Annotated in this window: 24 protein-coding genes; 13 read left to right on the top strand and 11 right to left on the bottom strand. The window is 57.1% G+C overall.

All coding sequences use genetic code 11. The features are described 5' to 3' along the window. Positions 1-27: 27 nt before the first annotated feature. The 3 genes from AC2FJC_RS05475 to AC2FJC_RS05465 form a co-directional block, all read right to left on the bottom strand. Positions 28-1,002: a TRAP transporter substrate-binding protein gene (locus tag AC2FJC_RS05475; RefSeq protein ID WP_496738719.1), complete on the bottom strand. Its 975-nt coding sequence runs from the start codon at positions 1,000-1,002 to the stop codon at positions 28-30. A gap of 24 nt (positions 1,003-1,026) precedes the next feature. Then, positions 1,027-1,569 carry a 3-hydroxyanthranilate 3,4-dioxygenase gene (locus AC2FJC_RS05470; protein WP_058273852.1) on the bottom strand — a complete coding sequence of 181 codons (543 nt, stop codon included), beginning with the start codon at positions 1,567-1,569 and terminating at the stop codon, positions 1,027-1,029. Between the two features lie 95 nt (positions 1,570-1,664). Continuing rightward, positions 1,665-2,618, bottom strand: a complete 954-nt coding sequence (locus tag AC2FJC_RS05465; RefSeq protein ID WP_496738718.1) for a dihydrodipicolinate synthase family protein — start codon at positions 2,616-2,618, stop codon at positions 1,665-1,667. Positions 2,619-2,763: 145 nt separating this feature from the next. On the opposite strand from AC2FJC_RS05465, the gene AC2FJC_RS05460 reads away from it, so the two are divergent. From AC2FJC_RS05460 to AC2FJC_RS05450, 3 genes are all read left to right on the top strand, one after another. Next, entirely contained in the window at positions 2,764-3,537 is a 774-nt protein-coding gene (locus AC2FJC_RS05460; protein WP_496738717.1) for an aspartate dehydrogenase, read from the top strand. A 2-nt stretch (positions 3,538-3,539) separates the two neighbouring features. Further along, positions 3,540-4,484 carry a LysR substrate-binding domain-containing protein gene (locus AC2FJC_RS05455; RefSeq protein ID WP_496738716.1) on the top strand — a complete coding sequence of 315 codons (945 nt, stop codon included), beginning with the start codon at positions 3,540-3,542 and terminating at the stop codon, positions 4,482-4,484. 103 nt (positions 4,485-4,587) lie between these two features. Further along, positions 4,588-6,018, top strand: a complete 1,431-nt coding sequence (locus AC2FJC_RS05450; RefSeq protein ID WP_496738715.1) for an NAD-dependent succinate-semialdehyde dehydrogenase — start codon at positions 4,588-4,590, stop codon at positions 6,016-6,018. A gap of 30 nt (positions 6,019-6,048) precedes the next feature. On the opposite strand, the gene AC2FJC_RS05445 is transcribed toward AC2FJC_RS05450, so the two are convergent. Further along, positions 6,049-6,657, bottom strand: coding sequence for a TetR family transcriptional regulator C-terminal domain-containing protein (locus tag AC2FJC_RS05445; protein WP_496738714.1), 609 nt, complete (start codon positions 6,655-6,657; stop codon positions 6,049-6,051). Positions 6,658-6,828: 171 nt separating this feature from the next. On the opposite strand from AC2FJC_RS05445, the gene AC2FJC_RS05440 reads away from it, so the two are divergent. From AC2FJC_RS05440 to AC2FJC_RS05395, 10 genes are all read left to right on the top strand, one after another. Then, a complete protein-coding gene (locus tag AC2FJC_RS05440) occupies positions 6,829-8,079 on the top strand; it encodes a Zn-dependent hydrolase (protein WP_496738713.1) in 1,251 nt (416 codons plus the stop codon). A 74-nt stretch (positions 8,080-8,153) separates the two neighbouring features. After that, positions 8,154-9,608 carry a dihydropyrimidinase gene (gene hydA, locus AC2FJC_RS05435; protein WP_496738712.1) on the top strand — a complete coding sequence of 485 codons (1,455 nt, stop codon included), beginning with the start codon at positions 8,154-8,156 and terminating at the stop codon, positions 9,606-9,608. A 79-nt stretch (positions 9,609-9,687) separates the two neighbouring features. After that, positions 9,688-10,734, top strand: a complete 1,047-nt coding sequence (locus tag AC2FJC_RS05430) for a hypothetical protein (RefSeq protein ID WP_496738711.1) — start codon at positions 9,688-9,690, stop codon at positions 10,732-10,734. Continuing rightward, complete coding sequence (locus AC2FJC_RS05425; protein ID WP_496738710.1) at positions 10,731-11,528, top strand: ABC transporter ATP-binding protein; 798 nt, start codon at positions 10,731-10,733, stop codon at positions 11,526-11,528. Before AC2FJC_RS05430 ends, AC2FJC_RS05425 begins: the two co-directional genes overlap by 4 nt. Then, on the top strand, positions 11,521-12,450 hold the full coding sequence (locus AC2FJC_RS05420) for an ABC transporter permease (RefSeq protein ID WP_496738833.1): 930 nt from the start codon (positions 11,521-11,523) through the stop codon (positions 12,448-12,450). Before AC2FJC_RS05425 ends, AC2FJC_RS05420 begins: the two co-directional genes overlap by 8 nt. Next, positions 12,447-13,292 carry an ABC transporter permease gene (locus tag AC2FJC_RS05415; protein ID WP_109312097.1) on the top strand — a complete coding sequence of 282 codons (846 nt, stop codon included), beginning with the start codon at positions 12,447-12,449 and terminating at the stop codon, positions 13,290-13,292. The genes AC2FJC_RS05420 and AC2FJC_RS05415 overlap by 4 nt, the downstream gene beginning before the upstream one ends. A 56-nt stretch (positions 13,293-13,348) precedes the next feature. Then, the gene (locus tag AC2FJC_RS05410; protein ID WP_496738709.1) at positions 13,349-14,338 is read left to right on the top strand and encodes an ABC transporter substrate-binding protein; all 990 of its coding nucleotides are present in this window, start codon (positions 13,349-13,351) and stop codon (positions 14,336-14,338) included. Positions 14,339-14,491: 153 nt separating this feature from the next. Next, positions 14,492-15,205: an ABC transporter permease gene (locus AC2FJC_RS05405; protein WP_058277689.1), complete on the top strand. Its 714-nt coding sequence runs from the start codon at positions 14,492-14,494 to the stop codon at positions 15,203-15,205. Beyond that, on the top strand, positions 15,198-15,932 hold the full coding sequence (locus AC2FJC_RS05400; RefSeq protein WP_496738708.1) for an ATP-binding cassette domain-containing protein: 735 nt from the start codon (positions 15,198-15,200) through the stop codon (positions 15,930-15,932). The genes AC2FJC_RS05405 and AC2FJC_RS05400 overlap by 8 nt, the downstream gene beginning before the upstream one ends. 20 nt (positions 15,933-15,952) lie before the next feature. Further along, the gene (locus AC2FJC_RS05395) at positions 15,953-16,768 is read left to right on the top strand and encodes an ABC transporter substrate-binding protein (protein WP_496738707.1); all 816 of its coding nucleotides are present in this window, start codon (positions 15,953-15,955) and stop codon (positions 16,766-16,768) included. Between the two features lie 4 nt (positions 16,769-16,772). Here the strand turns inward: AC2FJC_RS05395 and AC2FJC_RS05390 are convergent, their stop codons facing one another. The 7 genes from AC2FJC_RS05390 to AC2FJC_RS05360 form a co-directional block, all read right to left on the bottom strand. Next, positions 16,773-17,645, bottom strand: coding sequence for a substrate-binding domain-containing protein (locus tag AC2FJC_RS05390; protein ID WP_496733016.1), 873 nt, complete (start codon positions 17,643-17,645; stop codon positions 16,773-16,775). Further along, positions 17,646-17,771 carry a hypothetical protein gene (locus AC2FJC_RS05385; protein WP_255414867.1) on the bottom strand — a complete coding sequence of 42 codons (126 nt, stop codon included), beginning with the start codon at positions 17,769-17,771 and terminating at the stop codon, positions 17,646-17,648. It abuts the gene before it with no gap. A gap of 13 nt (positions 17,772-17,784) precedes the next feature. Beyond that, entirely contained in the window at positions 17,785-19,047 is a 1,263-nt protein-coding gene (locus tag AC2FJC_RS05380; RefSeq protein ID WP_496738706.1) for a c-type cytochrome, read from the bottom strand. Further along, entirely contained in the window at positions 19,048-20,247 is a 1,200-nt protein-coding gene (locus AC2FJC_RS05375; RefSeq protein WP_496738705.1) for a formate dehydrogenase subunit gamma, read from the bottom strand. Positions 20,248-20,274: 27 nt separating this feature from the next. Continuing rightward, entirely contained in the window at positions 20,275-20,625 is a 351-nt protein-coding gene (locus tag AC2FJC_RS05370; protein WP_496738704.1) for a putative quinol monooxygenase, read from the bottom strand. A gap of 111 nt (positions 20,626-20,736) precedes the next feature. Further along, positions 20,737-21,330 carry a formate dehydrogenase FDH3 subunit beta gene (gene fdh3B / locus AC2FJC_RS05365; RefSeq protein ID WP_058273836.1) on the bottom strand — a complete coding sequence of 198 codons (594 nt, stop codon included), beginning with the start codon at positions 21,328-21,330 and terminating at the stop codon, positions 20,737-20,739. Between the two features lie 11 nt (positions 21,331-21,341). Further along, positions 21,342-24,236, bottom strand: a complete 2,895-nt coding sequence (locus tag AC2FJC_RS05360) for a formate dehydrogenase subunit alpha (RefSeq protein WP_496738703.1) — start codon at positions 24,234-24,236, stop codon at positions 21,342-21,344. Between the last annotated feature and the right edge of the window lie 4 nt (positions 24,237-24,240).

Below are 24,240 nucleotides of genomic sequence, written 5' to 3'. Positions count from 1 at the left end.
TGCGCCCTTTCCTTGAAACGTTCAACTTTATTTGGTTTCTGCCGCAGTCTCCCGCAGCGCGTCAAGGGACGAGGTTTTTTCAGACCAGATGCCGTTCCACTCCTCAATAGCGTCGCCAAAGAATGAGGCATCGACTTTCTTGTAGGCCTTGCCGGTTCCCTCGATCTGTTCCAGCCACTTCGCTTCGTTGGCAACGTAGGCGTCGATGGTGCTGTCGACGTGTTTTGCCATCAATTCACCGATCATTGCGCGGTCTTCTTCGGACAGTCCCGCCCAGACTTTGGCCGAGACCAGCCCGACCATCGGGAACATCATGTGGTCGGATTGAACGATCGTGTCGGCGTGATCGTAGTATTTTAGCACCCAGATCAGTTCAGCATCCATATCAATGGCATCGACCTGCCCATTGGCCAGCGCGTCATAGACCGCAGGCAGCGGCATCGGCGTCGGGGCAGCTCCGACCGCGTTGTAGAAATCGAGGATAGGCGTGAACGGCGTGATCCGCAGTTTCAGGCCCGACAGATCCTCTGCCGAAGACACATCGCCCCGGCTGACGATCTGGCGCAGCCCGGCCATACCGTAACCTAGGCCTACAACGCCAACCTGACCAGGCAGGGGTTCCAGCATCGATTTTGCGGCATCCGAACGCAGGATGCGCCCCGCGTGGCCGATATCATCCGCGAGATACGGCGCATAAAACGCACCCAGCTCAGGTGCGCGGTTCGACACTTCGGCCACGGTCATGAATGCCATGTCCAGCGCGCCGGTTTGCAATTGTTGCAGCATCTCTGCCTCGTTGCCCAACTGACGGGCAGGGAATACAGATACGGTATGGGCACCACCGCTGGCTTCGTTCAGCTCGGCCCCAAAGGACTCGGCCGCCTTGGTCCAGATATGCGGAGGTGGCGTGATCAGGCCCAGACGGAATTCATCTGCATGGGCAGCTAGCGATGTCACAGCAAGCGCTGCAGCCGAAGCGGCGATCTTAGCAAAATGTTTCATGTTCTTCCCTGTTGTTTGTTCATCTCAGAGTGTGACCCAGCCCTCTGGCGGCTCTTTTCCCGGATGCACGGTCTGGCAGTTCGGGCATGTTCTGTCTTCTTCTGATGAATAGAATTTTTCGTAGACCGGCGGCAAGTCCTTGACGATAGACTGCAATTGCATCTCGGCCCGATGAACGCGGGTGCCGCATTCAAAGCAATACCATTCGATCGCGTCCAGCTCGCCTGTTTGCCGTTTGGGTTCGATCACCAATCCGATTGAGCCTTCCTGCGGTCTTTGTGGTGAATGGCGCACATGCGGCGGCAGCAAGAAGATCTCACCTTCGCGGATCGGAACGTCATAGAATTCCTCTCCGTCATACAGCTTCAGCACCATGTCGCCTTCCAGCTGATAGAAGAACTCTTCGACAGGGTCGTCGTGGTAATCTGTCCGTTTGTTCGGCCCGCCAACAACGGTGACCATCAGGTCTGCGTCCTCCCAGACCTGTTGATTGCCGACCGGCGGTTTCAGCAGGTGACGGTGTTCGTCGATCCATTTCTGAAAGTTGAATGCACTTAACTTCGACATGTCCCACTCCCTGTTGGCAGAAGTTTGGCCTGTTTTTTCATAACCGCAAAGAAATTATCCGTATCTAGATATCCGATTTGCTTATATCGATGTGGCTATGGCTTCAGGCCGCTTTCCGCGAACCCTTTGCAGATGATCTCTTTTTCCGCATCCGTCAGTTCAAGCATTGGGGGCCGCACACGCCCTCCGACCTGTCCCAGCAGCTCTTGCCAGTATTTTCCAAAAGCGGTGGGTTTGCCTGCAGGTTTGGTTCGCTTCATCGCGTCCCGAACCGGGTTCAGGCTGTCAAACACCTTGCGCGCCTCATCTGCTTTGCCGGCAAACGCCAGCCGCGTGTATTCGTTCATGCGCTGATCGTTCTTGGACTGGATCTGATAGGGCGGGGACGAGCATAGGTACAATTTCCAATCAAGCTCCAGAATATTGTCCAACCATTCATGTTCGGCCGAGGTTGAGACATGGATTTTGTCTCCAACCATATGGGTCAGTTTCACATACATCTCACGTGGGACTGAGTATTTGATCGCCACGATATTGGGCAGCTCTGCAATTCGCGCGCACTCCTCGGGCTGCATCAGGTAGCCGCTGTCAGGGTGGCTCCACATCGCGATCCCGATGTCCAGTTCATCGCAGAACCGTTTGTAGTACTGGTAGAGAACTTCGCCACGATCCTGAACGAAGCTCAGGACAGGCGCGTGCAGAACTATGTAATCAGCTCCGCAATCCTGCGCATGACGGGCCAGTTCCAGCGCGGTGTCCATGTTCTGGTCCGAGACCGAGACGATCACACCGGCCTTGCCCGCGCATTCATCGACCGCAATTTCAAAGTTGCGCTTGCGCTCATCAAGGCTCATCGAAAAAAACTCGCCCTGTTTCCCCGCAACGAACAGGCCCTGAATATCCAGATCGTCGATCCAGTGACGAATGTTTGACCTCAGGCCTGCCTCATCCAGTGACAAATCATCGTTGAACGGGTTCAGGGCCGCCGCCCAGATACCGGTCATGTGCGCGCGCGCATAGGCTTTTGCATCGTGTTTAGAGTAATTCATATCAGGCGGACCTTTTGGTTATCCTGCTTAGAAAGCCTGATCATATCGTCTGATCCAATGCGAAAGCTGGGAATTGGATATCAGAAATTAGAATATCCATAGAATATCAATTTAGGAATCTTTGGCTCTGGGTTAAGTTTGCCGCATGAAGATTGGATTGATTGGAAAAGGCGCGATCGCGCAGCATGTCTTGGATGCCATTCAGGCGCGAGGGCATCAGGTTCATGCGGTTCTGGTTCGCGCAAGCAGCGTTTCGCAGGATCCGGATTTATTTGTGAGCGCTGTAAAAGATCTCACTTCCAGAGCAGATCTGGTGATCGACTGCGCGGGCCATCACGCGTTGGCGGAGTACGGTCCTCAGGTTTTGTCCCGTGGAATTGATATGGTCACCGTATCCATCGGCGCATTGGCAGACCGGCAGGTCGCGGATGCACTGGAGTCCTCAGCTCGCGGCGGGGGGGCCAAGCTGCACCTGGCCAGTGGCGCCATCGGTGCGCTGGATTGTCTTGGTGCGGCTGCGACCGGCAAGTTGGACAAGGTTATCTATGTCGGGCGCAAGCCACCGCAGGGCTGGAAAGGTTCAATCGCTGAGGACAAGTTAGACCTCGCAAATCTCACCAAGCCGGAAACGCATTTCAATGGCACCGCTCGTGAGGCCGCGTTGAATTATCCCAAAAATGCAAACGTGGCGGCGGCAGTCGCTTTGGCTGGGCTAGGGTTCGATGACACGCAGGTTCAACTGATTGCGGACCCTTCAGCCAACGGCAACACTCACGAGATCGAGGCCCAAGGCGAATTCGGGCGGTTTCATTTCCAGATCAGCGGGAAGTCCCTGCCGGACAATCCACGCAGTTCTGCCCTGGCGGCCATGAGCGTGGTGGCCAAGGTCGAACAGCTTCTGGACCCAATTGTGATCTGACCATGGTGGGACGTCACTCACGCATCGTCGATCGCGCCCTGACCCGGCTGAAACTGCGCCAACTGCGCCTGCTGGTTGCTGTGGGTGCGCATGGCAACATCCAGAACGCAGCACGCGAGCTGGGCATTTCACAACCCGCAGCAACCAAGATGATTCAGGATCTTGAACTGGATTTTGAGGTCAAGCTGTTCAGCCGAACCAATCGGGGCGTGATCCCGACCGTGTTTGGAGAAACCCTGATCCGTCATGGCAAGCTGATCTTTGCGCAGGTCTCGAACGCCGCGCAGGAACTGGACGACCTGAACGAAGGAAATGCAGGCCGCGTTGTGGTGGGAACTCTGCTGGCAGCCTCGACCAGCCTTCTGCCAACGGCTATTGAAATCCTGCTCGCTGACCGTCCGAATGTGGCCATCAAGATTAACGAAGGCACGAACGAAGTCCTGATGCCGCGGTTGCTTTCGGGCGAGATCGATATGGTGGTCGGGCGCCTGCCATCCCATCGGCATCGCGATAAGATCAGGCAGGAAAAGCTGTTTGAAGACCGTATTCTGGCGATTGTCGGCAATCAGCATCCCTTGTCCGAACGTCAAAACATCTCGTTCGCGCAGATCAAACCTTTTGGCTGGATTGTGCCACCGCTTGAAACCACGCTGCGGCGTCAGCTTGATCATTTCTTCGTTGGTCAGCAGCAGTACGTTCCGCCTGTGATGATCGAATCCGTGTCCTACCTGACCAACCGGGCCCTGTTACAGTCGCGGGATCTGATCGGGCTAATGCCGGCCGAGGTCGTTTCGCAGGACATCGCCCACGGCTACTTATCGCCTTTGGATTGGGACGTCCCATTTGGCCAAGGGCCGATTGGCGTCTCGTTTCGGGCAGATGCCGATCTTTCGCCCGCCGGTCGGGCCTTCAAATCGGCGCTGCATGAGGCGGCACGGCGGAAATGAGGTCAGGTATTCGCCAAATTGATATCAGTATTCCCCCAATTCACTTGAAGTAATGCCAGCCTTTGCGTGATTTGAAATGGTCAAATTCGGAGGCAACGGTTTCATGTATCCTGAGCTCAAGCTGTTCATTGCAGGCAAATGGCGCACAACCAGCCGCGACATTCCGGTTGTGAATCCGGCGACCGAGGATGAAATCGGTCGTCTTCCATGCGCCTCAAAGCAGGATCTGGATGACGCCCTGGAGGCTGCAGTCCGAGGGTTTCGCGTATGGAGCCGCACCTCACCGCGCGAACGTTCCGACACAATCCTGCGCGCTGCTGCGCTGATGCGAGAACGTCAGGAAGAGATTGCCCATGCTATCACCATGGAACACGGCAAGCCGCTGAAGCAGGCCAGGCTTGAGGTTATCCGAGGGGCAGAGTTCTTTGAATGGGACGCGGGCGAGGCGATGCGGACCTATGGGCGGGTCATCCCTGCGGCTCCGGGTCACAAGTTTTCCGTTCATCACCAGCCTATCGGTGTCGTCGCAGCCTTTTCACCCTGGAATTTCCCGATGAGCCAACCAGCACGCAAAATCGCTGGCGCGCTGGCTTCGGGCTGCTCGATCATACTGAAGGCGGCAGAAGAAACACCCGCCGGGGCAATACATATTGCAAAAGCCTTTGAAGATGCCGGTCTTCCTGCGGGCGTCCTGAACCTGGTGTTCGGAGAGCCGGCAGAAATCTCAGACCACCTCATCCCGCAGGATCCTGTAAGGCTTGTGGCTTTCACCGGCTCAACCGCTGTAGGGCGGCATCTGACTACCTTGGCCTCAGAACATATGACTTCGGTGCTGATGGAACTTGGTGGCCACGCGCCAGTAATTGTCTGCGAAGACACAGATGTGAAAGTGGCCGGGATCTCAAGCGCAGTTCGAAAAATGCGCAATGCCGGGCAGGTGTGCACATCGCCCACAAGGTTCTTTGTGCATGAAAGCATCTTTGAAGATTACGCCAAAGCTTTTGTTGAACGCGCTGCAGCAACTGTTGTCGGAAACGGCATGGACCAAAATGTGGAAATGGGTCCTTTGGCAAATGACCGGCGGGTGCCTGCATTGACCGAATTGGTGGAAGACGCCCGTGAAAAGGGCGCGACGGTTGCCACGGGTGGCGCCAAACATGGTGACAAAGGGTACTTCTTTCAGCCCACCGTCCTGCTGAACGTGCCCGACAACGCCCGGATCATGCAGGAGGAACCTTTTGGTCCGGTGGCTGTGATTAATCCGGTATCCTCACTGGATGATGCAATCGTCAAAGCAAACTCGGTGCCCTATGGGCTGGCCGGTTACGCGTTCACAAATCGCGCGGACTATATCGACCGGCTGATTGATGAGGTTGAGATTGGTAACCTGTCGATCAACACGCTGGAGGCTTCCATGCCCGAAACCCCCTTTGGTGGGGTGAAATCCAGCGGCTATGGTCGCGAAGGCGGCACCGAGGGGCTGGACAACTACATGGTTGTCAAGAATGTGTGGCATTCCGCCAATATTACCTGAGAATAGGGACCGCCGAAAAAAGCGGTTCTTCTATGGCGTAAGAAGTTTCCGATACAGCGTGTCGATAAACGGTTCGGCCCCCTCAAAGGGATCTTCGTCACCCAGAATGGCACGGACCTGAACGTCGAAGTCGGCGTAATGCTGTGTCAGCGCCCAGATTGAAAAAATCAGGTGATGGGGGTGCAGGCGCGCGATTTTGCCCTGATCCATCCACTGTGTGAGTATTGCCGTTTTCTCATCCACCAGAGATTTTAGGTCGTGCGACAGAGATTCGTGGATGCGCGGAGCGCCCTGAACCAGCTCGTTCGCAAACAAGCGGCTTTCGCGCGGCAGATCTCGGCTCATTTCCAGCTTGCGGCGGATATAGGCGAGGATTTCTTCCATCGGATCGCCATCCGCGTCCAGATCATGCAGTGGGGCAAGCCAGACCTCTAGCAGGCCTGACAGCAGGGCTGTGTGGATCGCCTCTTTCGACGGGAAATAATACAACAGGTTCGGTTTGCTTAGCCCGGCCTCGGTCGCGATTTGATCGACAGTCGCCCCACGAAAACCATGCGCCGAAAAAACGTTCAGTGCGGCTTCGAGAATCGCGGCGCGGTTCTTTTTCTGAATTCGGGTCGGGGCGCGGTCTTTGGGCATGTTTCCTGACTGTCTCTTTTTCCGCCAAGCGGGCACCAAATATGCCGAATTTTCCGGCGGCACCATGCAATTTCTTGACTGATGTCGAACCCGTGATAGCGTGAGTTTGACCAGATGGTCAAATCAAGACACCAAAAGCGAGCCAAATCGCAAGCAACAGGGAAGAACAAGATGGCAGCTCCGGCGCAAAACCTCAGGATCAATGGCGACAGACTTTGGGACAGCCTGATGGAGATGGCCAAGATCGGCCCCGGTGTTGCGGGCGGCAACAACCGTCAAACCCTGACGGATGAAGACGCAGAAGGGCGCGCTTTGTTCCAGAGTTGGTGCGAGGATGCTGGCTGCACCATGGGGTTGGACCAGATGGGCAACATGTTTGCTCGCCGCGAAGGAAGCGACCCCGAGGCGCTGCCCGTCTATGTCGGCTCGCACCTGGATACGCAGCCAACCGGTGGCAAGTATGATGGTGTTCTCGGGGTGCTTGGTGGGCTGGAGATCATTCGTACGCTCAACGATCTGGGGATCAAGACGAAACATCCAATCATCGCGACCAATTGGACCAATGAAGAGGGCACTCGGTACGCACCGGCAATGCTGTCTTCGGGCGTGTTTGCAGGAATGCACACGCAGGACTGGGCCTATGACCGTGAAGATGCCGAGGGCAAGAAGTTCGGGGATGAATTGCAGCGTATTGGTTGGCGGGGCGACGAGGAAGTCGGTGCTCGGAAGATGCATGCCTTCTTTGAGTTGCATATCGAACAAGGCCCAATCCTTGAAGCCGAGGGCAAGGATATCGGTGTTGTGACACACGGGCAGGGCCTGAGCTGGACCCAAGTCACCGTGACCGGCAAGGACGCTCATACCGGCTCGACTCCGATGCCAATGCGCAAGAACGCCGGGCTGGCGATGGCGCGCATTCTGGAGAAGGTAGACGAGATAGCGTGGTCCCACGCACCTCACGCTGTTGGCGCAGCTGGGCACATCGATGTTTATCCAAACTCTCGTAACGTGATCCCCGGCAAGGCTGTGTTCACGGTCGATTTCCGTTCGCCCGAGCTGGACGTCATTACTGATATGGAAAACCGTCTGCGCGTGGCAGCTGAGGACATTGTCGATGAGATGGGCCTGCAGATCGAATTTGAAAAGGTTGGCGGGTTTGATCCGGTGAAGTTTGACGATGGCTGCGTTGCAGCGGTTCGCGATGCGGCAGAGCGGCTGGGATACTCGCATACCGATATCATCTCGGGAGCAGGGCATGATGCCTGCTGGATCAACCGCGTGGCACCGACTGCGATGGTCATGTGCCCGTGCGTTGACGGATTGAGCCACAACGAAGCCGAAGAGATCAGCAAGGATTGGGCCGCGGCAGGTGCGGATGTCTTGCTTCACGCCGTCGTCGAAACTGCAGAAATCGTTGAATAAAAGGGAATCGGCCTGACTGCCGGGTTCTCACATCAAAACAACATGAGGCGCAAAGCGCCCGCAGGGAGAAAAACATGTCTATTGTGATCAAGAACGGGACCGTCGTTACCGCCGATCTGTCCTACAAAGCAGATGTCAAAGTCGAGGACGGTGTTATCACTGAAATCGGTCTGGGTTTGAAGGGCGACAAGGAACTGGACGCCACGGGCTGCTACGTCATGCCCGGCGGGATCGACCCGCATACACATCTTGAGATGCCCTTCATGGGCACTTATTCCAGTGACGATTTCGAAAGTGGAACGCGGGCCGCTTTGGCGGGCGGCACCACGATGGTTGTCGATTTCGCGCTGCCCAACCCGGGCGAAAGCCTGTTGGACGCGCTGAAGCGATGGGACAACAAATCCACCCGTGCAAACTGTGACTATTCCTTCCACATGGCCGTGACATGGTGGGGGGAGCAGGTGTTCGATGACATCAAGACGGTGATCGAGACGCGGGGGATCAACACGTTCAAGCACTTCATGGCCTACAAAGGCGCGCTGATGGTGAATGACGATGAGTTGTTCGCCTCGTTCAAGCGCCTGTCCGAACTGGGCGGTATTGCGATGGTGCATGCCGAGAATGGCGATGTGGTGGCTGAACTCAGTGCTAAGCTGCTGGCCGAGGGGAACAACGGCCCCGAGGCGCATGCCTATTCCCGCCCGCCGCAGGTTGAGGGCGAGGCAACCAATCGCGCCATCATGATCGCCGATATGGCAGGGGTGCCGCTTTATGTGGTGCATACGTCCTGCGAGGATGCGCATGAGGCGATCCGGCGGGCCAAATTGCAGGGCAAGCGGGTTTGGGGCGAACCTCTGATCCAACACCTGACACTGGATGAGAGCGAGTATTTCAACCAGGATTGGGATCATGCGGCACGTCGGGTTATGAGCCCTCCGTTCCGGAACAAGCAGCATCAGGACAGCTTGTGGAACGGTCTGCAATCGGGATCGTTGAGCGTTGTGGCAACAGACCATTGTGCCTTTACCACCGAGCAGAAGCGCTATGGTGTGGGCGACTTTACCAAGATCCCGAACGGCACCGGCGGACTTGAAGATCGGATGCCTATGCTGTGGACCCATGGGGTGAACACCGGACGGTTGACGCCGAACGAGTTTGTGGCGGTGACTTCAACCAATATCGCTAAGATACTGAATTGTTATCCGAAAAAAGGCGCTGTTTTGGTTGGCGCTGATGCGGATCTGGTGGTTTGGGATCCTGAAAAGTCCAAGACGATCAGTGCCGATGCGCAGCAATCCTCGATCGACTACAATGTATTCGAGGGCAAAGAGGTTAAAGGCCTGCCGCGCTTTACCCTTACGCGAGGGCATGTGGCTGTGCATGATGGGGAAATCCGCACGCAGGAAGGCCACGGCGATTTCGTTGCACGTGAGGCCAATACCACTGTGAACAAAGCGCTAAGCACCTGGAAAGAGCTGACCGCGCCTCGGCCGGTTGAACGGACGGGCATCCCGGCGACGGGCGTATGATGGGTGCCCAGCAAAAGATAGATGGCCTACCAATCGACAAAGGTACGCAAGAATTGTCAGGTTGGTTTGAGCAAGCATCATGAATTACCACAAACACGTTGATATCAGGTTTAAGCGCTTTTTTATCTTTGTGCTGGCGTCTGTCTTTCTGGCGTTTCAATTTGCACTGGTGCTTCCGCTTGTCTGGCCAGTCATTGGTTGGGAACGTGTTCCATTTGTTCAGCTTGGTTCTTGGGTGCGGCTGCTGCAATTTTACGCCACTGTTGTGTGGTTGCCGATCGCCGTGGCGGCTGTATTGCCTGGGTTCTTTGTTCAAAAAGCTTTGCATGTGCTTTGCCGTAGAGCTGGGCTTAAACCGGGCCCCTCCAATTTGATTGTCTCGGGATTACTGGGGGTTTTGGGGTGGATTCTTTTCGCATTGGCCATCTACTTGGCCAATCCGGAGGGCAATATCTGGCTGCAGTTTCTTTATGACAGTGTGTACCTGCTGGCGATGGTTCCGGCCGCTGTGCTTGCGGGATTTTTTGTTATTGTACCGGGCAATGTCGGCGAGCAGACAGACGTTCAACCTGACAACGCAATTGCGTCTGAGACAGAAAGCCCAGAAGGAAAGCTGGTTGAATTGCGAGGGTACTGGCGTCCCAGCGTTTTTCGTTTCGCCTCCTTTTTGGTCGTATCGGGCATCGTGGCAATTCTTGGAGCTATAGTCCTAGCTTTCGCCCAAATCTTTGTTGGCGGTGCATCAATCAGTTTCGACAATGGCGTCGCACTTGCTGTAGGGACTGCGTTGCTTTTTCCGATAGCGTGGTTGAATTACGTGCTTGTGGGGTTGTTTCCAAGTTTTGTTGCGTATCTCGGCGTCCGGGGGTTTTTATACCGGGTCAATCGCGCGAATTCTGCCTCCGTTGTGGCGGCCTCAGGATGCGCCATACTGGTCTGCTGGCTAACTGGTGGACTTGCGCATGGCGAGTTCTCAGAAAACTATCTCCTCCATACTTCAGGCTGGGAAAGCAGTATCTGGTTTCTTCTACCATCGTCGATGCTGATTGGATTGTTGATCCTGAAGCGACAGGAAACGCGTCGCGTTTCCGAAGTAATGAAATACCAACAGAATGAATGTGCATGAGTGAAGCATCCTCCAATCAAGCAGTGGTACAGGCGCAAGGGCTTGACCTGACCTTCCAAACCAATGACGGGCCAATTCACGCGCTGAAAGACGTAAATCTGACGGTCGACAAGGGTGACTTCGTCAGCTTCATCGGTCCCTCAGGCTGCGGGAAAACCACCTTTTTGCGATGTATCGCTGCGCTTGAAACACCGACCGGAGGAACCCTGACGGTCAATGGCATGACCCCGGATGAGGCGCGGCGGAACCGGGCCTATGGCTACGTGTTTCAGGCGGCGGGGCTGTATCCTTGGCGCACCATCGCCAAGAACATCAAGCTGCCGCTTGAGATCATGGGATATTCGTCTGCCGAGCAGGATGAGCGCGTGAGAAGCGTTCTGGAACTTGTTGATCTTGAAGGGTTCGGTGGAAAATTTCCGTGGCAGTTATCCGGGGGCATGCAGCAGCGCGCCAGTATTGCGCGGGCGTTGGCATTTGACGCCGATATCTTGTTGATGGACGAACCCTTTGGGGCGCTGGATGAGATCGTGCGCGATCACCTGAACGAACAGCTTTTGGCGCTGTGGGCCCGCACCGAAAAGACCATCGGTTTCGTCACGCACTCGATCCCCGAGGCCGTGTATCTGAGCACCAAGATCGTGGTGATGAGCCCGCGACCAGGGCGGATAACGGATGTGATCGACAGCCCGCTGCCGAAAGAACGTCCCTTGGACATCCGCGACACGCCTGAGTTCATCGAAGTGGCGCATCGTGTGCGCGAGGGTCTGCGGGCGGGGCATGCGGACGATGAATGATGGTTTCAAAGCTTTCTGGGCCGTTCTGACCGTTCTCGCGGTGATAGTCGTCCTTTGGTACGCGGCCTGTATTCCAATGAACATCAAAGGTGTTTTGACCGAACAGGAACGTGCCGGAGCCGAGGTTCAGCCACCCTCGGCCAAGGATCGTCGGGATATGTCCGAATTCGGACTGGTGTTGAATAACAGCTTTGCCATCCCCGCCACGTGGGAGCAGGACCGGCCCCGCCTGCCGGCGCCGCATCAGGTCGCCGTCGAGATTTGGGAGACCACTGTACAGAAAAAAATCACTTCGAAACGGTCACTTATCTATCATGGCTGGGTCACGCTGAGCGCAACGATGCTGGGCTTTGTGATCGGTACTGGATTGGGCATTCTGCTGGCGGTCGGGATCGTGCACAGCCGCGTCATGGACCTGTCGGTGATGCCATGGGCCATCGTCAGCCAGACGATTCCCATCATCGCTTTGGCGCCAATGATTATCGTGGTGCTGTACTCGGTGGGCATTCAGGGGATCATCCCCAAGGCGGTAATCTCGGCCTATTTGAGTTTCTTCCCTGTGGTTGTCGGTATGGTCAAAGGGCTTCGCAGCCCGGATGCAATGCAACTGGACCTGCTGCGCACTTACAGCGCCAGCCGGTCGCAGGGGTTCTGGAAGCTGCGCTTGCCTGCATCGATGCCATATCTGTTTACGTCCCTGAAGATCGGCATTGCGGCTTCGCTGGTCGGCGCCATCGTTGGTGAATTGCCAACAGGGGCGGTGGCCGGTTTGGGTGCGCGTCTGCTGGCAGGCAGCTACTATGGGCAAACCGTGCAAATCTGGTCGGCCTTGTTTGCAGCGGCCATTCTGGCGGCCTGCCTGGTCGGGTTGCTGGGGCTTGTAGAACGGAAGGTCCTGAAAAGAATGGGGATGGCGCAATGATACTAGTGCTGTTTGCAATCGTCGTTTGGGTCCTGGGTTGGTGGCTGAATAGCCGTCTGGCCAGCGGGCCTTATGCGGACACGCGCATGGTGCGATTTCTGGCTCCGTTCATTTTTGGCATAACGATCATTGTCATATGGGAGCTGCTGGTCAGAGGCCTAGACGTGTCTTTGGTCATACTGCCGGCGCCATCCGTAATTGCGGTGCGCTTTGCCAATAGCCTGCCGATCCTGTGGGAGGACTTCGTTCAGACCATCATAAAGGGCGCGTTCAGCGGGTACATCATTGGGTGCTTCGCCGCATTCCTGATGGCAATTGCGGTGGATCGCTGGGATTTCCTCCGACTTGGGTTGCTGCCCGTTGGGAACTTTGTCGCAGCGCTGCCAATTGTCGGGACCGCACCCATCCTGGTGATGTGGTTTGGGTTCGACTGGCACTCCAAAGCTGCCGTTGTCGTGGTGATGGTGTTCTTCCCAATGCTGGTCAACACCGTGGCTGGTCTGCGTGAGGCCACGGCCATGCAGCGCGACCTGATGGAGACCTATGCGGCCACCTATTGGCAGAGCTTCTTGAAGCTGCGATTGCCCGCCGCGATGCCCTTTATCTTCAACGGCTTAAAGATTTCTACCACCCTGGCGTTGATCGGCGCTATCGTGGCAGAGTTCTTTGGCTCGCCCACGCTTGGCATGGGCTTTCGGATATCCACCAGCGTGGGGCAATTGTCGCTGGACATGGTCTGGGCCGAGATTGTGGTGGCCGCTTTGGCCGGGACCGCATTCTATGGCCTTGTCGCCATGATCGAAAAGGCGGTGACCTTCTGGCACCCGTCGCAACGTGGATAAAACAATAATTCAACAGACCCCAAAAGGGGCACCAACAGCAACTAGGAGATATGAAGATGAATAAGCTACTCAGCGGGGCGATAGCCGCCTTTAGTCTGGCCGCCAGTTCGGCTTTCGCTGCGGATGAGGTGACATTGCAACTGAAGTGGGTCACGCAGGCTCAGTTCGCGGGCTACTATGTTGCCAAGGACAAGGGGTTCTACGAGGAAGAGGGGCTGGACGTCACTATTCTGCCCGGCGGACCAGACATTGCACCGACGCAGGTGATCGCAGGTGGCGGCGCTGACGTGACCGTCGAATGGATGCCCGCCGCGCTGGCTGCACGCGAAAAGGGTCTGCCTCTGGTTAATATCGCGCAGCCGTTCAAAAGCTCGGGCATGATGCTGACCTGTTGGAAGGATGCCGGGATTGCCGCGCCAGAAGACCTTAAGAATCGCACGCTGGGCGTCTGGTTCTTTGGCAACGAATTCCCGTTCATGAGCTGGATGAGCCAACTGGGCATCGACACGGGTGGCAAAAGCGAAAGCGGTGTGGAGGTTCTGAAGCAAGGCTTCAACGTGGACCCGCTGCTGCAGCGTCAGGCCGATTGCATCAGCACCATGACCTATAACGAATACTGGCAAGTCATCGATTCCGGCGTCAACCCGGATGAACTGGTGACCTTCAAATACGAAGATCAGGGCGTCGCGACGTTGGAGGACGGCCTGTATGTTCTGGAAGAGAACCTTGAGGATGCTGCGTTTGTCGACAAGATGGAGCGCTTCGTTCGCGCCTCAATGAAGGGTTGGAAATACGCCGAAGAAAATCCGGATGAGGCAGCCGATATCGTGCTGGAAAACGATGAGACCGGCGCCCAGACCGAAGAGCACCAGAAACGCATGATGGGCGAGATCGCGAAGCTGACCTCTGGTTCGAACGGTTCGCTGGACCCTGCCGATTTTGAGCGCACCGTTGCCACCCTGTTGGCGGGCGGTTCCGATCCTGTGATCACCAAGCAGCCAGACGGCGCTTGGACGCACCAGATCACGGATGCGGCTCTGAACTGATCCGCTTCGCACTGACTGAAAAGGCGCGGTCCCAAACGGGGCCGCGTTTCCTGTTTCTTATGTCGGAAATGTGTCTGTACTTGAGATCGAAATGGCGTAGAATTCTATGAATAACAGCGCATTTCATACGAAACTGGCGATAGTCCGAAGAAAATGCAGGGATTTGCATCAGAATTCAATACAGCGTTCACTCTGATCCTGAATGGGGATCCAGAGCTTTGGGCGATTGTGCTGCTTTCCCTGAAAGTTTCCGTTTTTGCCGTCCTGATTTCTGCACTGATTGGCATGCCTGTTGGCGCTGCGCTGGCTGTTGCCCGCTTTCCGGGGCGGCGGGTTTTGATCATTCTTATGAACGCGCTGATGGGGTTCCCGCCGGTGGTCGTAGGCTTGCTGGTTTATCTGATGTTGTCGCGATCCGGACCTTTGGGCGTGCTTGAACTGCTCTACACACCGACTGCGATGATCATCGCGCAGGTTGTTTTGGTGACGCCCATCGTCGCTGCGTTGACGCGGCAGGTGGTCGAGATGCTGGCCGAGGAATACTCGGAACAGCTCCGATCCTTGGGCGTGTCGCGGCTGGCCTCTGTACCGGTACTGCTGTGGGATGCGCGGTTGGCGCTGGTCACGGCCTTGCTGGCCGGATTTGGCCGCGCCATTGCCGAGGTTGGGGCGGTCATAATCGTTGGCGGAAACATCAATCACGTGACGCGGGTGATGACGACGACCATCGCGCTGGAAACGTCCAAGGGAAATCTTGCGCTGGCCCTGGCGCTCGGCGCGATCCTGATCGGTATTGCCATAGCGGTGAACGCCATGGTCAGCACGCTCAGCCTGCGGGCTGAGAGAGAGGGGTTGCGTCATGCGTGATCTGGTCTCGGAAATGGCGCGGCGCATCGCCGTTAACGGATTGCAGATTGCGCGTAATGGCACCGCATTGCTGGACGTTCCGCAACTGACATTGAACGGGCCGGGGCCGACCTTGATCCTTGGACCGAACGGCGCGGGCAAAAGCCTGTTGCTGCGGTGCCTGCATGGGCTGATTGCGCCGGACAAAGGGTACGTGGAGCAAGATGGAGTTCCTTTGAATGCTGATCACAAGGCCCGGCAGGCGATGGTGTTTCAGCAACCCGTCTTGCTGCGCCGGTCCGTTGCAGCCAATCTGGATTTTGTCCTGAAACGGCAGGGCCTGCAGCGTGTTGCTCGCAAGACGCGTATTGCTGATTTGCTGGCCCAAGGCGGGCTTGAAGGCAAAGCACGGCAAGCGGCCAGATCGCTGTCGGGAGGTGAGGCGCAGCGGCTGGCCATCCTGCGCGCGCTGGCGCTGGACCCGGATACCTTGTTTCTGGACGAACCGACCAGCGCGCTGGACCCCGGCGCCACTCAGGTGATTGAACGGATGATCCTGTGCGCATCAGAAGGGGGGGTGCGCATTGTCATGGTGACCCATGACATCGGTCAGGCGCGCCGGCTGGCATCGGATGTCGTCATGATGCAGGGCGGTCATGTGGTTGAACATGGCGATGCGCGTCAGGTATTGGACGATCCCAAAAGTGATGCCTCGCGCAGGTATCTTGCAGGCGGATTGGTGACATAACAAAAAATCTGGAGTTTAGAATGATCCGGAATTTCATTCGGGCAGCATTGGTTTCACTTGGCTTGTTTACAGGTCCGGCCTTGGCCGAAGAACCATTTATCGTGGTGCAATCAACGACCTCGACCCAAAATTCGGGACTGTTGGATTACATCCTTCCTTGGTTCGAGGCGGAAACCGGGATCGACGTGCGCGTTGTTGCTGTGGGCACCGGGCAGGCGATCCGTAACGCAATCAATGGGGATGGTGACGTTCTGTTGGTCCATGCAAAGGCGGACGAGGAGCAGTTTGTCGAAGACGGCTGGGGCGTTGAACGATTTGACGTGATGTATAATGACTTCGTTCTTGTCGGTCCGAAATCAGATCCGGCCAAGGTGAAGGACGGACCGGATATCGTGGCCGCTTTGACCGCGGTATCTGAGGCCGAAGTTCCCTTTGCATCACGCGGGGACGACAGCGGAACGCATAAGGCCGAAATGCGCCACTGGAACGACGCCGGAGTAGATCCGGCTGCGGAATCGGGTACGTGGTACAGGGAAACCGGTTCAGGCATGGGCGCGACGTTGAACGTGGCCAGTGGCATGGATGCTTATACCCTGACGGATCGTGCGACGTGGGAGTCCTTCGGCAACCGTGGAAACCTTGAAGTGTTGGTCGAAGGTGACCCGCGCTTGTTCAACCAGTACGGCGTTATTCTGGTGAACCCCGAAAAACACGCGGGTGTAAGGGCGGCGGCAGGGCAGCGGTTTGTTGATTGGCTAATCGGCCCGGACGGGCAGGCAGCCATCGAGGCCTTTGAGTTGAATGGTCAGCAGCTGTTCTTTCCGAACGCGAAATAGGGGATCACCCGCTGGCGCCATTGTGGTGGATCGTTCCCAGACCGGACAGGTCATACCCACCAAACTCATCGGCGCGGGTCAGGAACCGGTCGGACTGCACAAAGCTGAGCAATTTCAGCATCGGGTCATCGAAATAGGCCCGACGCCAAATCGCCAGGTCCAGGCGTTCGGTATGCGTGGGAACAAATCCCAGATCGTACAGCCCAGCCAATGCGCCTAGTCCGAACCCGACTTCGGCCTTGTTGTCATGCAGGGCAATGGCCAACTCTTCTTCTGTGCGGGCGCAGGTGGGCAGGGTTTCCAGATCGTCGCGGGTCATATCGTGGGCCTCAAGCTGTGCATCGAACAACCTTTGGCTGGCCGCGCTATCCTGGCGTAGGATGACACGTCGGCCTTTTAGCTGCGCAAAACCCTGAATTTCCGATGCGCCCGGTGCCAGCAGCAAACCACGCTGCCGCTGCGCGACTTCGAACAGAACGACCGGGGCCTCACCCAAAGCGTCTTTCAGGGTCTGGGTGTTGAACCCGCCATCCTCATGAATGTGCAGCGCTGCCGCCTGCGCGTTCCGGTCTTTCAGGCGGGTCAGCCCATCGAATGAGCCATCATAATAGGTCGCCAACCCCGAACCACTTTCGCGCAGCGCCCAGTCCAGCAGCGGATCGTGACTGCCAGCCACAATCGGGGGCAGGGGCGGTTCGGCCACTTCCGGGCCGGATCGTGATGCGTTGAGCCAGGCGATCACCTCGGCCCGCGGGAACAGCAGTTTGCCCATGGCGCGCACGCAAGGCACCTCACCCGATGAGGCAAGATCATAGGCCTTACGCTCGCCAATGCGCAGCAGATCGGCCAGTTCCTTGGTGGTCAGGTATTCGGACATTCAGTCGAGACGCACAGCCGAGCTGGTGCCGGCATCCGCAGCACTGAAACCGATCTGTTGCAGTGCAAAGGGCGCGGCGACTGTGATCACCACCATGGCAGCGACAGCGGCAAGAAAGGCTTTCATAGTCTCCTCCAGCTCAGTTTTCCGGTGCCGTAGCGCGGCGCAGAAATGCGATCAGGTCGTCCCTGTCCCTGGGTTCGGTGATCCGCTGCATCGGCATCTTCGACCCCGGAATGTAGTGGTCCGGCCCTTCGTCAAATAGAACGTTTATCGTTTCTTCATTCCAAATGATATCAGAGTCTTGCAGCGTGTCCGAATAAAAATATCCCGCAAGCGTACCGGCCTTGCGCCCGAACACACCATGCAGCGACGGACCCGCCCGGCGTTGACCATCCGGTGTCAGGCTGTGGCAGATCGAGCATTTGCGGGCAAACTGGCGTTCTCCGTTTTCCATTTCCTCAGGGTTTTTGAGAAAGCTGGGTTCTGTCGCGGCCATCTGTTCCTGATCTCCAAGCGCGGTAACTGGCCAGCTATACATGGTCTCGTCAATGCCGCCCGCATGCAGGTTCTGCCCATCAGGCGAAAAGGCCAGCGCCCAGACCGGGCCGCGTAAGGTGGCCCTGAAATCCTGCGCGATGCGCCATTCGACCGTGTCGATCACCATGATATAGCCTTCGCCGTCTCCGACGGCCAACATGCTGCGATCCGGGCTGAGCGCCAATGCAAGGATCGGTCGACGTTCCAAAGTGAAATCACGCTCGTCGCCAGTTGTCAGGTCGAGGACGCGGGTGACGCCATCAACCGCACCGTAGGCAATCCAGTTGTCCTGCTCGTTCAGCACCAGCTCGTTGATACCAAAGCCATGTTCAACAAACCGGTTGGTTTCCTGCCCGGTGGCGACGTCCCATATACGCAATGACCCGTCGATGCCCGCGGAATAGAGCTGTGAACCATCGTTCGAGAATTCGACAGCGTTTATACCACTGCCAGCAGGGCCGAGGATCGACGGCGCCGAACCGTCAACTGGCCATAGGCCGATTGTGCCGTCCCAACTGGCCGTTGCCACATGGGTTTTGGATGCGGCCACGCCCACGATCTTGCCTTTGTGCTGACCCACAACCTGACCTTCGGGCCACCGGCGCAATGTAAAGTCATCTCCTGCCGAATAGATCGCGGTGCCGTTGAAAACAACTGAATTGACAGCCGCTTCGTGGCCTTCCAACCATTTTGGGGATTGATCCGTCCAAACACCGACCGAGTTGTCAAAACTTGCTGTTGCGATCCGACCATCTGGCGCTGTGGCGATCCCCATGATGGGTCCGCCATGGCCCTTGAGCGTAAAGAACTCGGCCACTGCGGGCAGGGGCATCAGTGCCAGAGCCAGAACCAGCTTGCGCATTTATTCGGCGGGCGAGGCCGCCCCTTCGCTGGCCTCTTTTGCCTGCACCTCTTCCAGCCACAGCGAGTGATGCTCGCGCGCCCATTGCTCTTCAACCTCTCCGGTTCCCATGGCGTCAAAGGCACCTTCCATGCCGACCGAGCCCAGATAGATGTGGGCCAGGATGATCGCGATGAACGCATAGGCGACCATGACGTGCCAGATCTGGGCGTATTGCATCTCTTCCTGCGGGGACATCTGCACGGGCAGGTTCAGCCCAAGCATCTGCGGAATACCGGTCGAATTCGCGATCGAGAAAGTCTTGGCAAACAGTGGCATTTCGAATGGGAACAGCAATGACAGACCGGACAGGCTGATCGAGACGCCCAGCAGAATGCAAAGCCAGAATATGATCTTTTGTCCGGCGTTGAATTTCTTGGCGGGGGGATGGCTGCCTTTGGTGAACAATCCACCCCCAGCAGCCAGCCATTTCAGGTCGGTGCGGTTCGGGATGTTGTGAGAAATCCAGTTCACGGTCACGATGATCAGCCCAAGCATAAAGGCCCAAGCCAGGTTGTTGTGCAGCCATTTGCAGCCCTGAGCGATGGTCGCGAACCCCTCTTTGCCGAAAACGGGGATCAGGAAATCACGGCCATACAAGGTCAGCAGGCCGGTGATGCCCAGTATCAGGAAGGACCCGGCAAACAACCAGTGCCCGAACCGCTCGATCCCTTTGAAACGCAGAATCTTCCGTCCGGTCTTTTCACCATCGATCCTGATCTTTCCGCGGACCAGGAAGAACAGCACCAACAGAACAAGCATACCGCCGATGATGTAAGATCCGTATTCACGCAAAGGACCGGTGCGAAAATTTAGCCACCACATGCCGCCGTCCTGGATCAGTACAGTTGCGGCCGGTCCATGAGATGACACGGTCACATCCGCCGAACCGTAGCGAAGTGCACGATAGACATCGCTGTCCGAGGTCACACCGCGCGTTCCAAGCTGTCCAAGCAAGCCTTCGGCATTGCCTTGGCCGGTGTTTTCGGACCGATAGCTGCTGTCGACCTTTTCACCACGCTGACGGGCCATGATATCTTGCAGAGTGGTTGCACCGCCTGTGGCGCTGCGGTCAGATTCTGCAGGAACTTCAGTGTTTTCCTGTGCCCAGGCAAAACTGGCAAGGAAAAGTGGTATCAGCAGCATTTGGATCAGGCGCATCTATCGAATCTCCTGTGTCGTACGGGGTTATCGGTCAAAGCCGCCGACTTGTTCGTGAAAGACTGCTCCTACGGGTGTCAGGGTATCGCGCAGGTCATCTTTTGCTGGTCCGTAAACCTCTAACGTGGTGGGGGTGAGAATTGCCAGAAAACGGTCGGCGAAATTCGCTCCGAAGTTCTGCATATGGATCATTGCGTCATCTGAACTGGCGTAGCGTTCATAGATGTGAACGGTCGACCCTGTACGATGCCACTCATAAGATTTCGCACCACTTTCTGTCAGTGTCGCATCCACCATTTCGGTCATCAGCGCATCAAATGCAGCATCCTGATCGGCCTGCAACTCAAGTTTCAGCAGCCAGTAAATATCTTCGGTCATGAAATGCTCCGCGCAGATTGGACATGCAACCTAAGCTCGACCAAATCCCTTTGGTCGCGCTGTGACGGTCCCGTGGATGAATACGGGACCGTCTTTTCTTGTCAGACGAATTTATCCGTCTTTCTGGTCGTAGGCTGTGCCCCAACCCCATGCGCCCGAGCCAAACCCGCGCGCCACGACGCGCTCACGGTAGATGGCGGACACAACATCACCGTCACCGGCAAGCAGGGCCTTGGTGGAACACATCTCGGCGCAGATGGGCAGTTTACCCTCGGCGATCCGGTTGCGACCATATTTTGCGAACTCTGCGGTCGAGTTGTTTTCTTCGGGACCACCAGCGCAGAAGGTACATTTGTCCATCTTGCCGCGCGATCCGAAGTTGCCCGCCTGCGGATATTGCGGCGCGCCGAACGGGCACGCATAGAAGCAATAGCCGCAGCCAATGCACAGGTCCTTGGAGTGCAGGACGACGCCTTCCTCGTTCTGATAGAAGCAGTCGACCGGGCACACCGCCATGCAAGGCGCATCCGAGCAATGCATACAGGCCACCGAGATCGAGCGTTCGCCCGGGTTGCCGTCATTGATCGTCACCACCCTGCGGCGGTTGATGCCCCACGGCACCTCGTGCTCGTTCTTACACGCGGTTACGCAGGCGTTGCACTCGATGCAGCGTTCAGCGTCGCAGAGAAACTTTGCTCTAGCCATTTTCGTCCTCCTTACGCTGCCGAGATCTTGCAGAGAGTACACTTGGTCTCTTGCATCTGGGTCACTGAATCATAGCCATAGGTCTGGGCGGTGTTGGTACTTTCACCCAGCACATAGGGGTCTGCACCGGCGGGGTATTTGTGCCGCTGGTCTTCGCCCTGAAAATGGCCGCCAAAGTGGAACGGCATGAAGGCCACGCCGGCACCGACCCTGTTGGTCAGCATCGCCATCACCTTGACCTTGCCGCCCTCGGGACCTTCGACCCAGACCTGTGCCCCGTCACGAATGCCCAGATTGTTGGCATCGCGCGGATTGATCTCGACGAACATGTCCTGTTGCAGCTCGGCCAGCCACGGGTTTGACCGTGACTCATCACCGCCGCCCTCATACTCGACCAGACGACCAGACGTCAGGATTATCGGGTAATCCTTTGAAAAGTCGTTCTTTTGGATCGATGCATAAAGTGTCGGCAGGCGATAGGCCTGACGGTCCTCGTAGGTCGGATAGTCCTCTACCAGATCGCGACGCGGCGTATAAAGCGGCTCACGATGGATTGGGATCGGATCCGGGAAGGTCCAGACAACCGCGCGGGCTTTAGCGTTCCCGAAGGGCGCACAGCCATGCTCGATCGCAACCCGCTGGATGCCGCCGGACAGGTCGGTCTTCCAGTTGGTCTCTGGTCCTGCAACGGCGTCGATAGCCGCGCGTTCCTCGGCCGTCAGATCGCCATCCCAGCCAAGGTCCATCAGCATCTGCATCGTGAATTCAGGATAGCCATCCTGAATTTCCGACCCGACACTATAGACCCCTTCGGCCAGCAGGTTGTCACCGTCGCGTTCCACGCCGAAACGGGCGCGGAAGGTAAGGCCGCCTTCGGCCACCGGTTTGGACATGTCATAGAGGTTTGGTGTCCCCGTATGACCCATCTCAGCCGTTCCCCAGCAAGGCCAGGGTAGACCGTAATACTCGCCGTCGTTGGGTCCACCAATGGCCTGCAGGGTGGTTCTGTCGAACGTGTGCTGGTTGGCCATGTGACTTTTCAGACGTTCCGGTGACTGACCGGTATATCCGATGGTCCAGAGGCCCGAGTTGAACTCACGCGTGATGCTTTCAACATTCGGGGTTTCGGGATCTTCCATCTCGATATTGCGGAAGAATCGATCCGCCCAGCCGAACTTGTTGGCGAACTTGGCCATGATGACCTCGTCCGGCAGGCTTTCGAACAGTGGTTCCACCACCTTGTCGCGCCACTGCAGCGAGCGGTTCGATGCCGTGACCGAGCCACGGGTTTCGAACTGCGTACAGGCGGGCAACAGGTAGACACCATCGGTGCGGTCATGCAGAACGGCCGAGACGGTGGGATACGGGTCGATCACGACCAGCATGTCCAGCTTCTCCATCGCCGTCTTCATTTCCGTCATCCGGGTCTGTGAATTTGGCGCGTGGCCCCACAGAACCATGGCACGGACGTTGTTGTCCTGATCCATGTTTGCCGGATCTTCCAGAACACCATCGATCCAGCGGGAGACCGGGATGCCGCGTTCGTTCTGAAGCGGTTTGTCCTTGCCTTCCTTGTCTTTGATCGTGGCAAACTGGCCAGCGAGCCATTCGGGTTCTTCACCCCAGACACGTGCCCAGTGACCCCATGCACCTTTTGACAGGCCGTAGTAGCCGGGCAGGGTGTGGGACAGAACACCAAGGTCCGTTGCGCCTTGTACGTTGTCATGGCCGCGGAAGATGTTGGTGCCACCACCCGAAGTACCCATGTTGCCAAGCGCAAGCTGCAACACGCAGTAGGCGCGGGTGTTGTTGTTGCCGTTGGTGTGCTGCGTACCACCCATACACCAGATCACCGTACCAGGACGGTTGTTGGCCATGGTGCGCGCAACACGCTTCAGCTGCGAACCGGGGGTGCCGGTGACGCGTTCGACTTCTTCCGGGTTCCACTTGGCAACCTCTTCACGGATCTGATCCATGCCCCAGACACGGGTGCGGATGAACTCTTTGTCCTCCCATCCGTTGTCGAAGATGTGCCACAGAATACCCCAGACCAAAGCAACGTCTGTACCGGGGCGGAAGCGGACATATTCATCCGCATGCGCCGCGGTGCGCGTAAAGCGCGGGTCGCAGACGATCAGAGGGGCGTTGTTCTGCTCTTTCGCGCGCAGAACGTGCAGCAGCGAGACGGGGTGCGCCTCGGCCGGGTTGCCGCCGATGATGAAGATGGCCCGAGAGTTATGGATGTCGTTGTACGAATTGGTCATGGCGCCGTAGCCCCATGTGTTCGCAACACCCGCAACCGTGGTTGAGTGGCAGATACGCGCCTGATGGTCCACGTTGTTCGTGCCCCAATAGGCGGCGAACTTGCGGAACAGGTAGGCCTGTTCGTTGTTATGCTTGGCCGAGCCTAGCCAGTACACGCTGTCCGGTCCGGATTCTTCGCGGATGCTCATCATGCCGTCGCCGATCTCGTTGATCGCCTCTTCCCAGCTGATGCGCTTCCACTCTCCGCCTTCCTTCTTCATCGGATACTTGAGGCGACGCTCGCCATGGGCGTGCTCGCGAACTGCGGCCCCCTTGGCGCAATGTCCACCCAGATTGAACGGGCTATCCCAACCGGGTTCCTGCCCGATCCAGACGCCATTCTGCACTTCGGCAACGACGGTACAGCCGACCGAGCAGTGGGTGCATATGGACTTGATGTTTTCCACGGCCTGATTGGCCGCTGTCTGAGCACTGGCTGGCGTCACGGTTCCACCCGTGGCGCTGATCGCGGCAAGGCCGCCGATCGTCAGGCCCGAGCCACGCAGGAATGCGCGGCGATCGACGGTTTTCTCGCCGACCTGGGACAGGATACTTGTCCGCTGGGGGCGTCTCGCAACCCCGTTGGTCTTTTTCCTAAGCATTTCT

Source organism: Ruegeria sp. CDSB117 (assembly GCF_059611005.1).
The sequence above is the reverse complement of the archived record's forward strand: the minus strand, read 5'-3'. Positions and strand labels throughout refer to the sequence as shown.

Excerpts from the sequence above, each read along its gene's own strand:
- AC2FJC_RS05420 (WP_496738833.1), top strand. The coding sequence starts at position 11,521 with ATGAATGATGGTTTCAAAGCTTTCTGGGCCGTTCTGACCGTTCTCGCG.
- AC2FJC_RS05470 (WP_058273852.1), bottom strand. The coding sequence starts at position 1,569 with ATGTCGAAGTTAAGTGCATTCAACTTTCAGAAATGGATCGACGAACAC.
- AC2FJC_RS05440 (WP_496738713.1), top strand. The coding sequence starts at position 6,829 with ATGGCAGCTCCGGCGCAAAACCTCAGGATCAATGGCGACAGACTTTGG.
- AC2FJC_RS05390 (WP_496733016.1), bottom strand. The coding sequence starts at position 17,645 with ATGTCCGAATACCTGACCACCAAGGAACTGGCCGATCTGCTGCGCATT.
- AC2FJC_RS05360 (WP_496738703.1), bottom strand. The coding sequence starts at position 24,236 with ATGCTTAGGAAAAAGACCAACGGGGTTGCGAGACGCCCCCAGCGGACA.
- AC2FJC_RS05400 (WP_496738708.1), top strand. The coding sequence starts at position 15,198 with ATGCGTGATCTGGTCTCGGAAATGGCGCGGCGCATCGCCGTTAACGGA.
- hydA (WP_496738712.1), top strand. The coding sequence starts at position 8,154 with ATGTCTATTGTGATCAAGAACGGGACCGTCGTTACCGCCGATCTGTCC.
- fdh3B (WP_058273836.1), bottom strand. The coding sequence starts at position 21,330 with ATGGCTAGAGCAAAGTTTCTCTGCGACGCTGAACGCTGCATCGAGTGC.
- AC2FJC_RS05415 (WP_109312097.1), top strand. The coding sequence starts at position 12,447 with ATGATACTAGTGCTGTTTGCAATCGTCGTTTGGGTCCTGGGTTGGTGG.
- AC2FJC_RS05370 (WP_496738704.1), bottom strand. The coding sequence starts at position 20,625 with ATGACCGAAGATATTTACTGGCTGCTGAAACTTGAGTTGCAGGCCGAT.
- AC2FJC_RS05375 (WP_496738705.1), bottom strand. The coding sequence starts at position 20,247 with ATGCGCCTGATCCAAATGCTGCTGATACCACTTTTCCTTGCCAGTTTT.
- AC2FJC_RS05475 (WP_496738719.1), bottom strand. The coding sequence starts at position 1,002 with ATGAAACATTTTGCTAAGATCGCCGCTTCGGCTGCAGCGCTTGCTGTG.
- AC2FJC_RS05405 (WP_058277689.1), top strand. The coding sequence starts at position 14,492 with ATGCAGGGATTTGCATCAGAATTCAATACAGCGTTCACTCTGATCCTG.
- AC2FJC_RS05455 (WP_496738716.1), top strand. The coding sequence starts at position 3,540 with ATGGTGGGACGTCACTCACGCATCGTCGATCGCGCCCTGACCCGGCTG.
- AC2FJC_RS05395 (WP_496738707.1), top strand. The coding sequence starts at position 15,953 with ATGATCCGGAATTTCATTCGGGCAGCATTGGTTTCACTTGGCTTGTTT.
- AC2FJC_RS05445 (WP_496738714.1), bottom strand. The coding sequence starts at position 6,657 with ATGCCCAAAGACCGCGCCCCGACCCGAATTCAGAAAAAGAACCGCGCC.
- AC2FJC_RS05410 (WP_496738709.1), top strand. The coding sequence starts at position 13,349 with ATGAATAAGCTACTCAGCGGGGCGATAGCCGCCTTTAGTCTGGCCGCC.
- AC2FJC_RS05430 (WP_496738711.1), top strand. The coding sequence starts at position 9,688 with ATGAATTACCACAAACACGTTGATATCAGGTTTAAGCGCTTTTTTATC.
- AC2FJC_RS05450 (WP_496738715.1), top strand. The coding sequence starts at position 4,588 with ATGTATCCTGAGCTCAAGCTGTTCATTGCAGGCAAATGGCGCACAACC.
- AC2FJC_RS05425 (WP_496738710.1), top strand. The coding sequence starts at position 10,731 with ATGAGTGAAGCATCCTCCAATCAAGCAGTGGTACAGGCGCAAGGGCTT.
- AC2FJC_RS05385 (WP_255414867.1), bottom strand. The coding sequence starts at position 17,771 with ATGAAAGCCTTTCTTGCCGCTGTCGCTGCCATGGTGGTGATCACAGTC.
- AC2FJC_RS05460 (WP_496738717.1), top strand. The coding sequence starts at position 2,764 with ATGAAGATTGGATTGATTGGAAAAGGCGCGATCGCGCAGCATGTCTTG.
- AC2FJC_RS05380 (WP_496738706.1), bottom strand. The coding sequence starts at position 19,047 with ATGCGCAAGCTGGTTCTGGCTCTGGCACTGATGCCCCTGCCCGCAGTG.
- AC2FJC_RS05465 (WP_496738718.1), bottom strand. The coding sequence starts at position 2,618 with ATGAATTACTCTAAACACGATGCAAAAGCCTATGCGCGCGCGCACATG.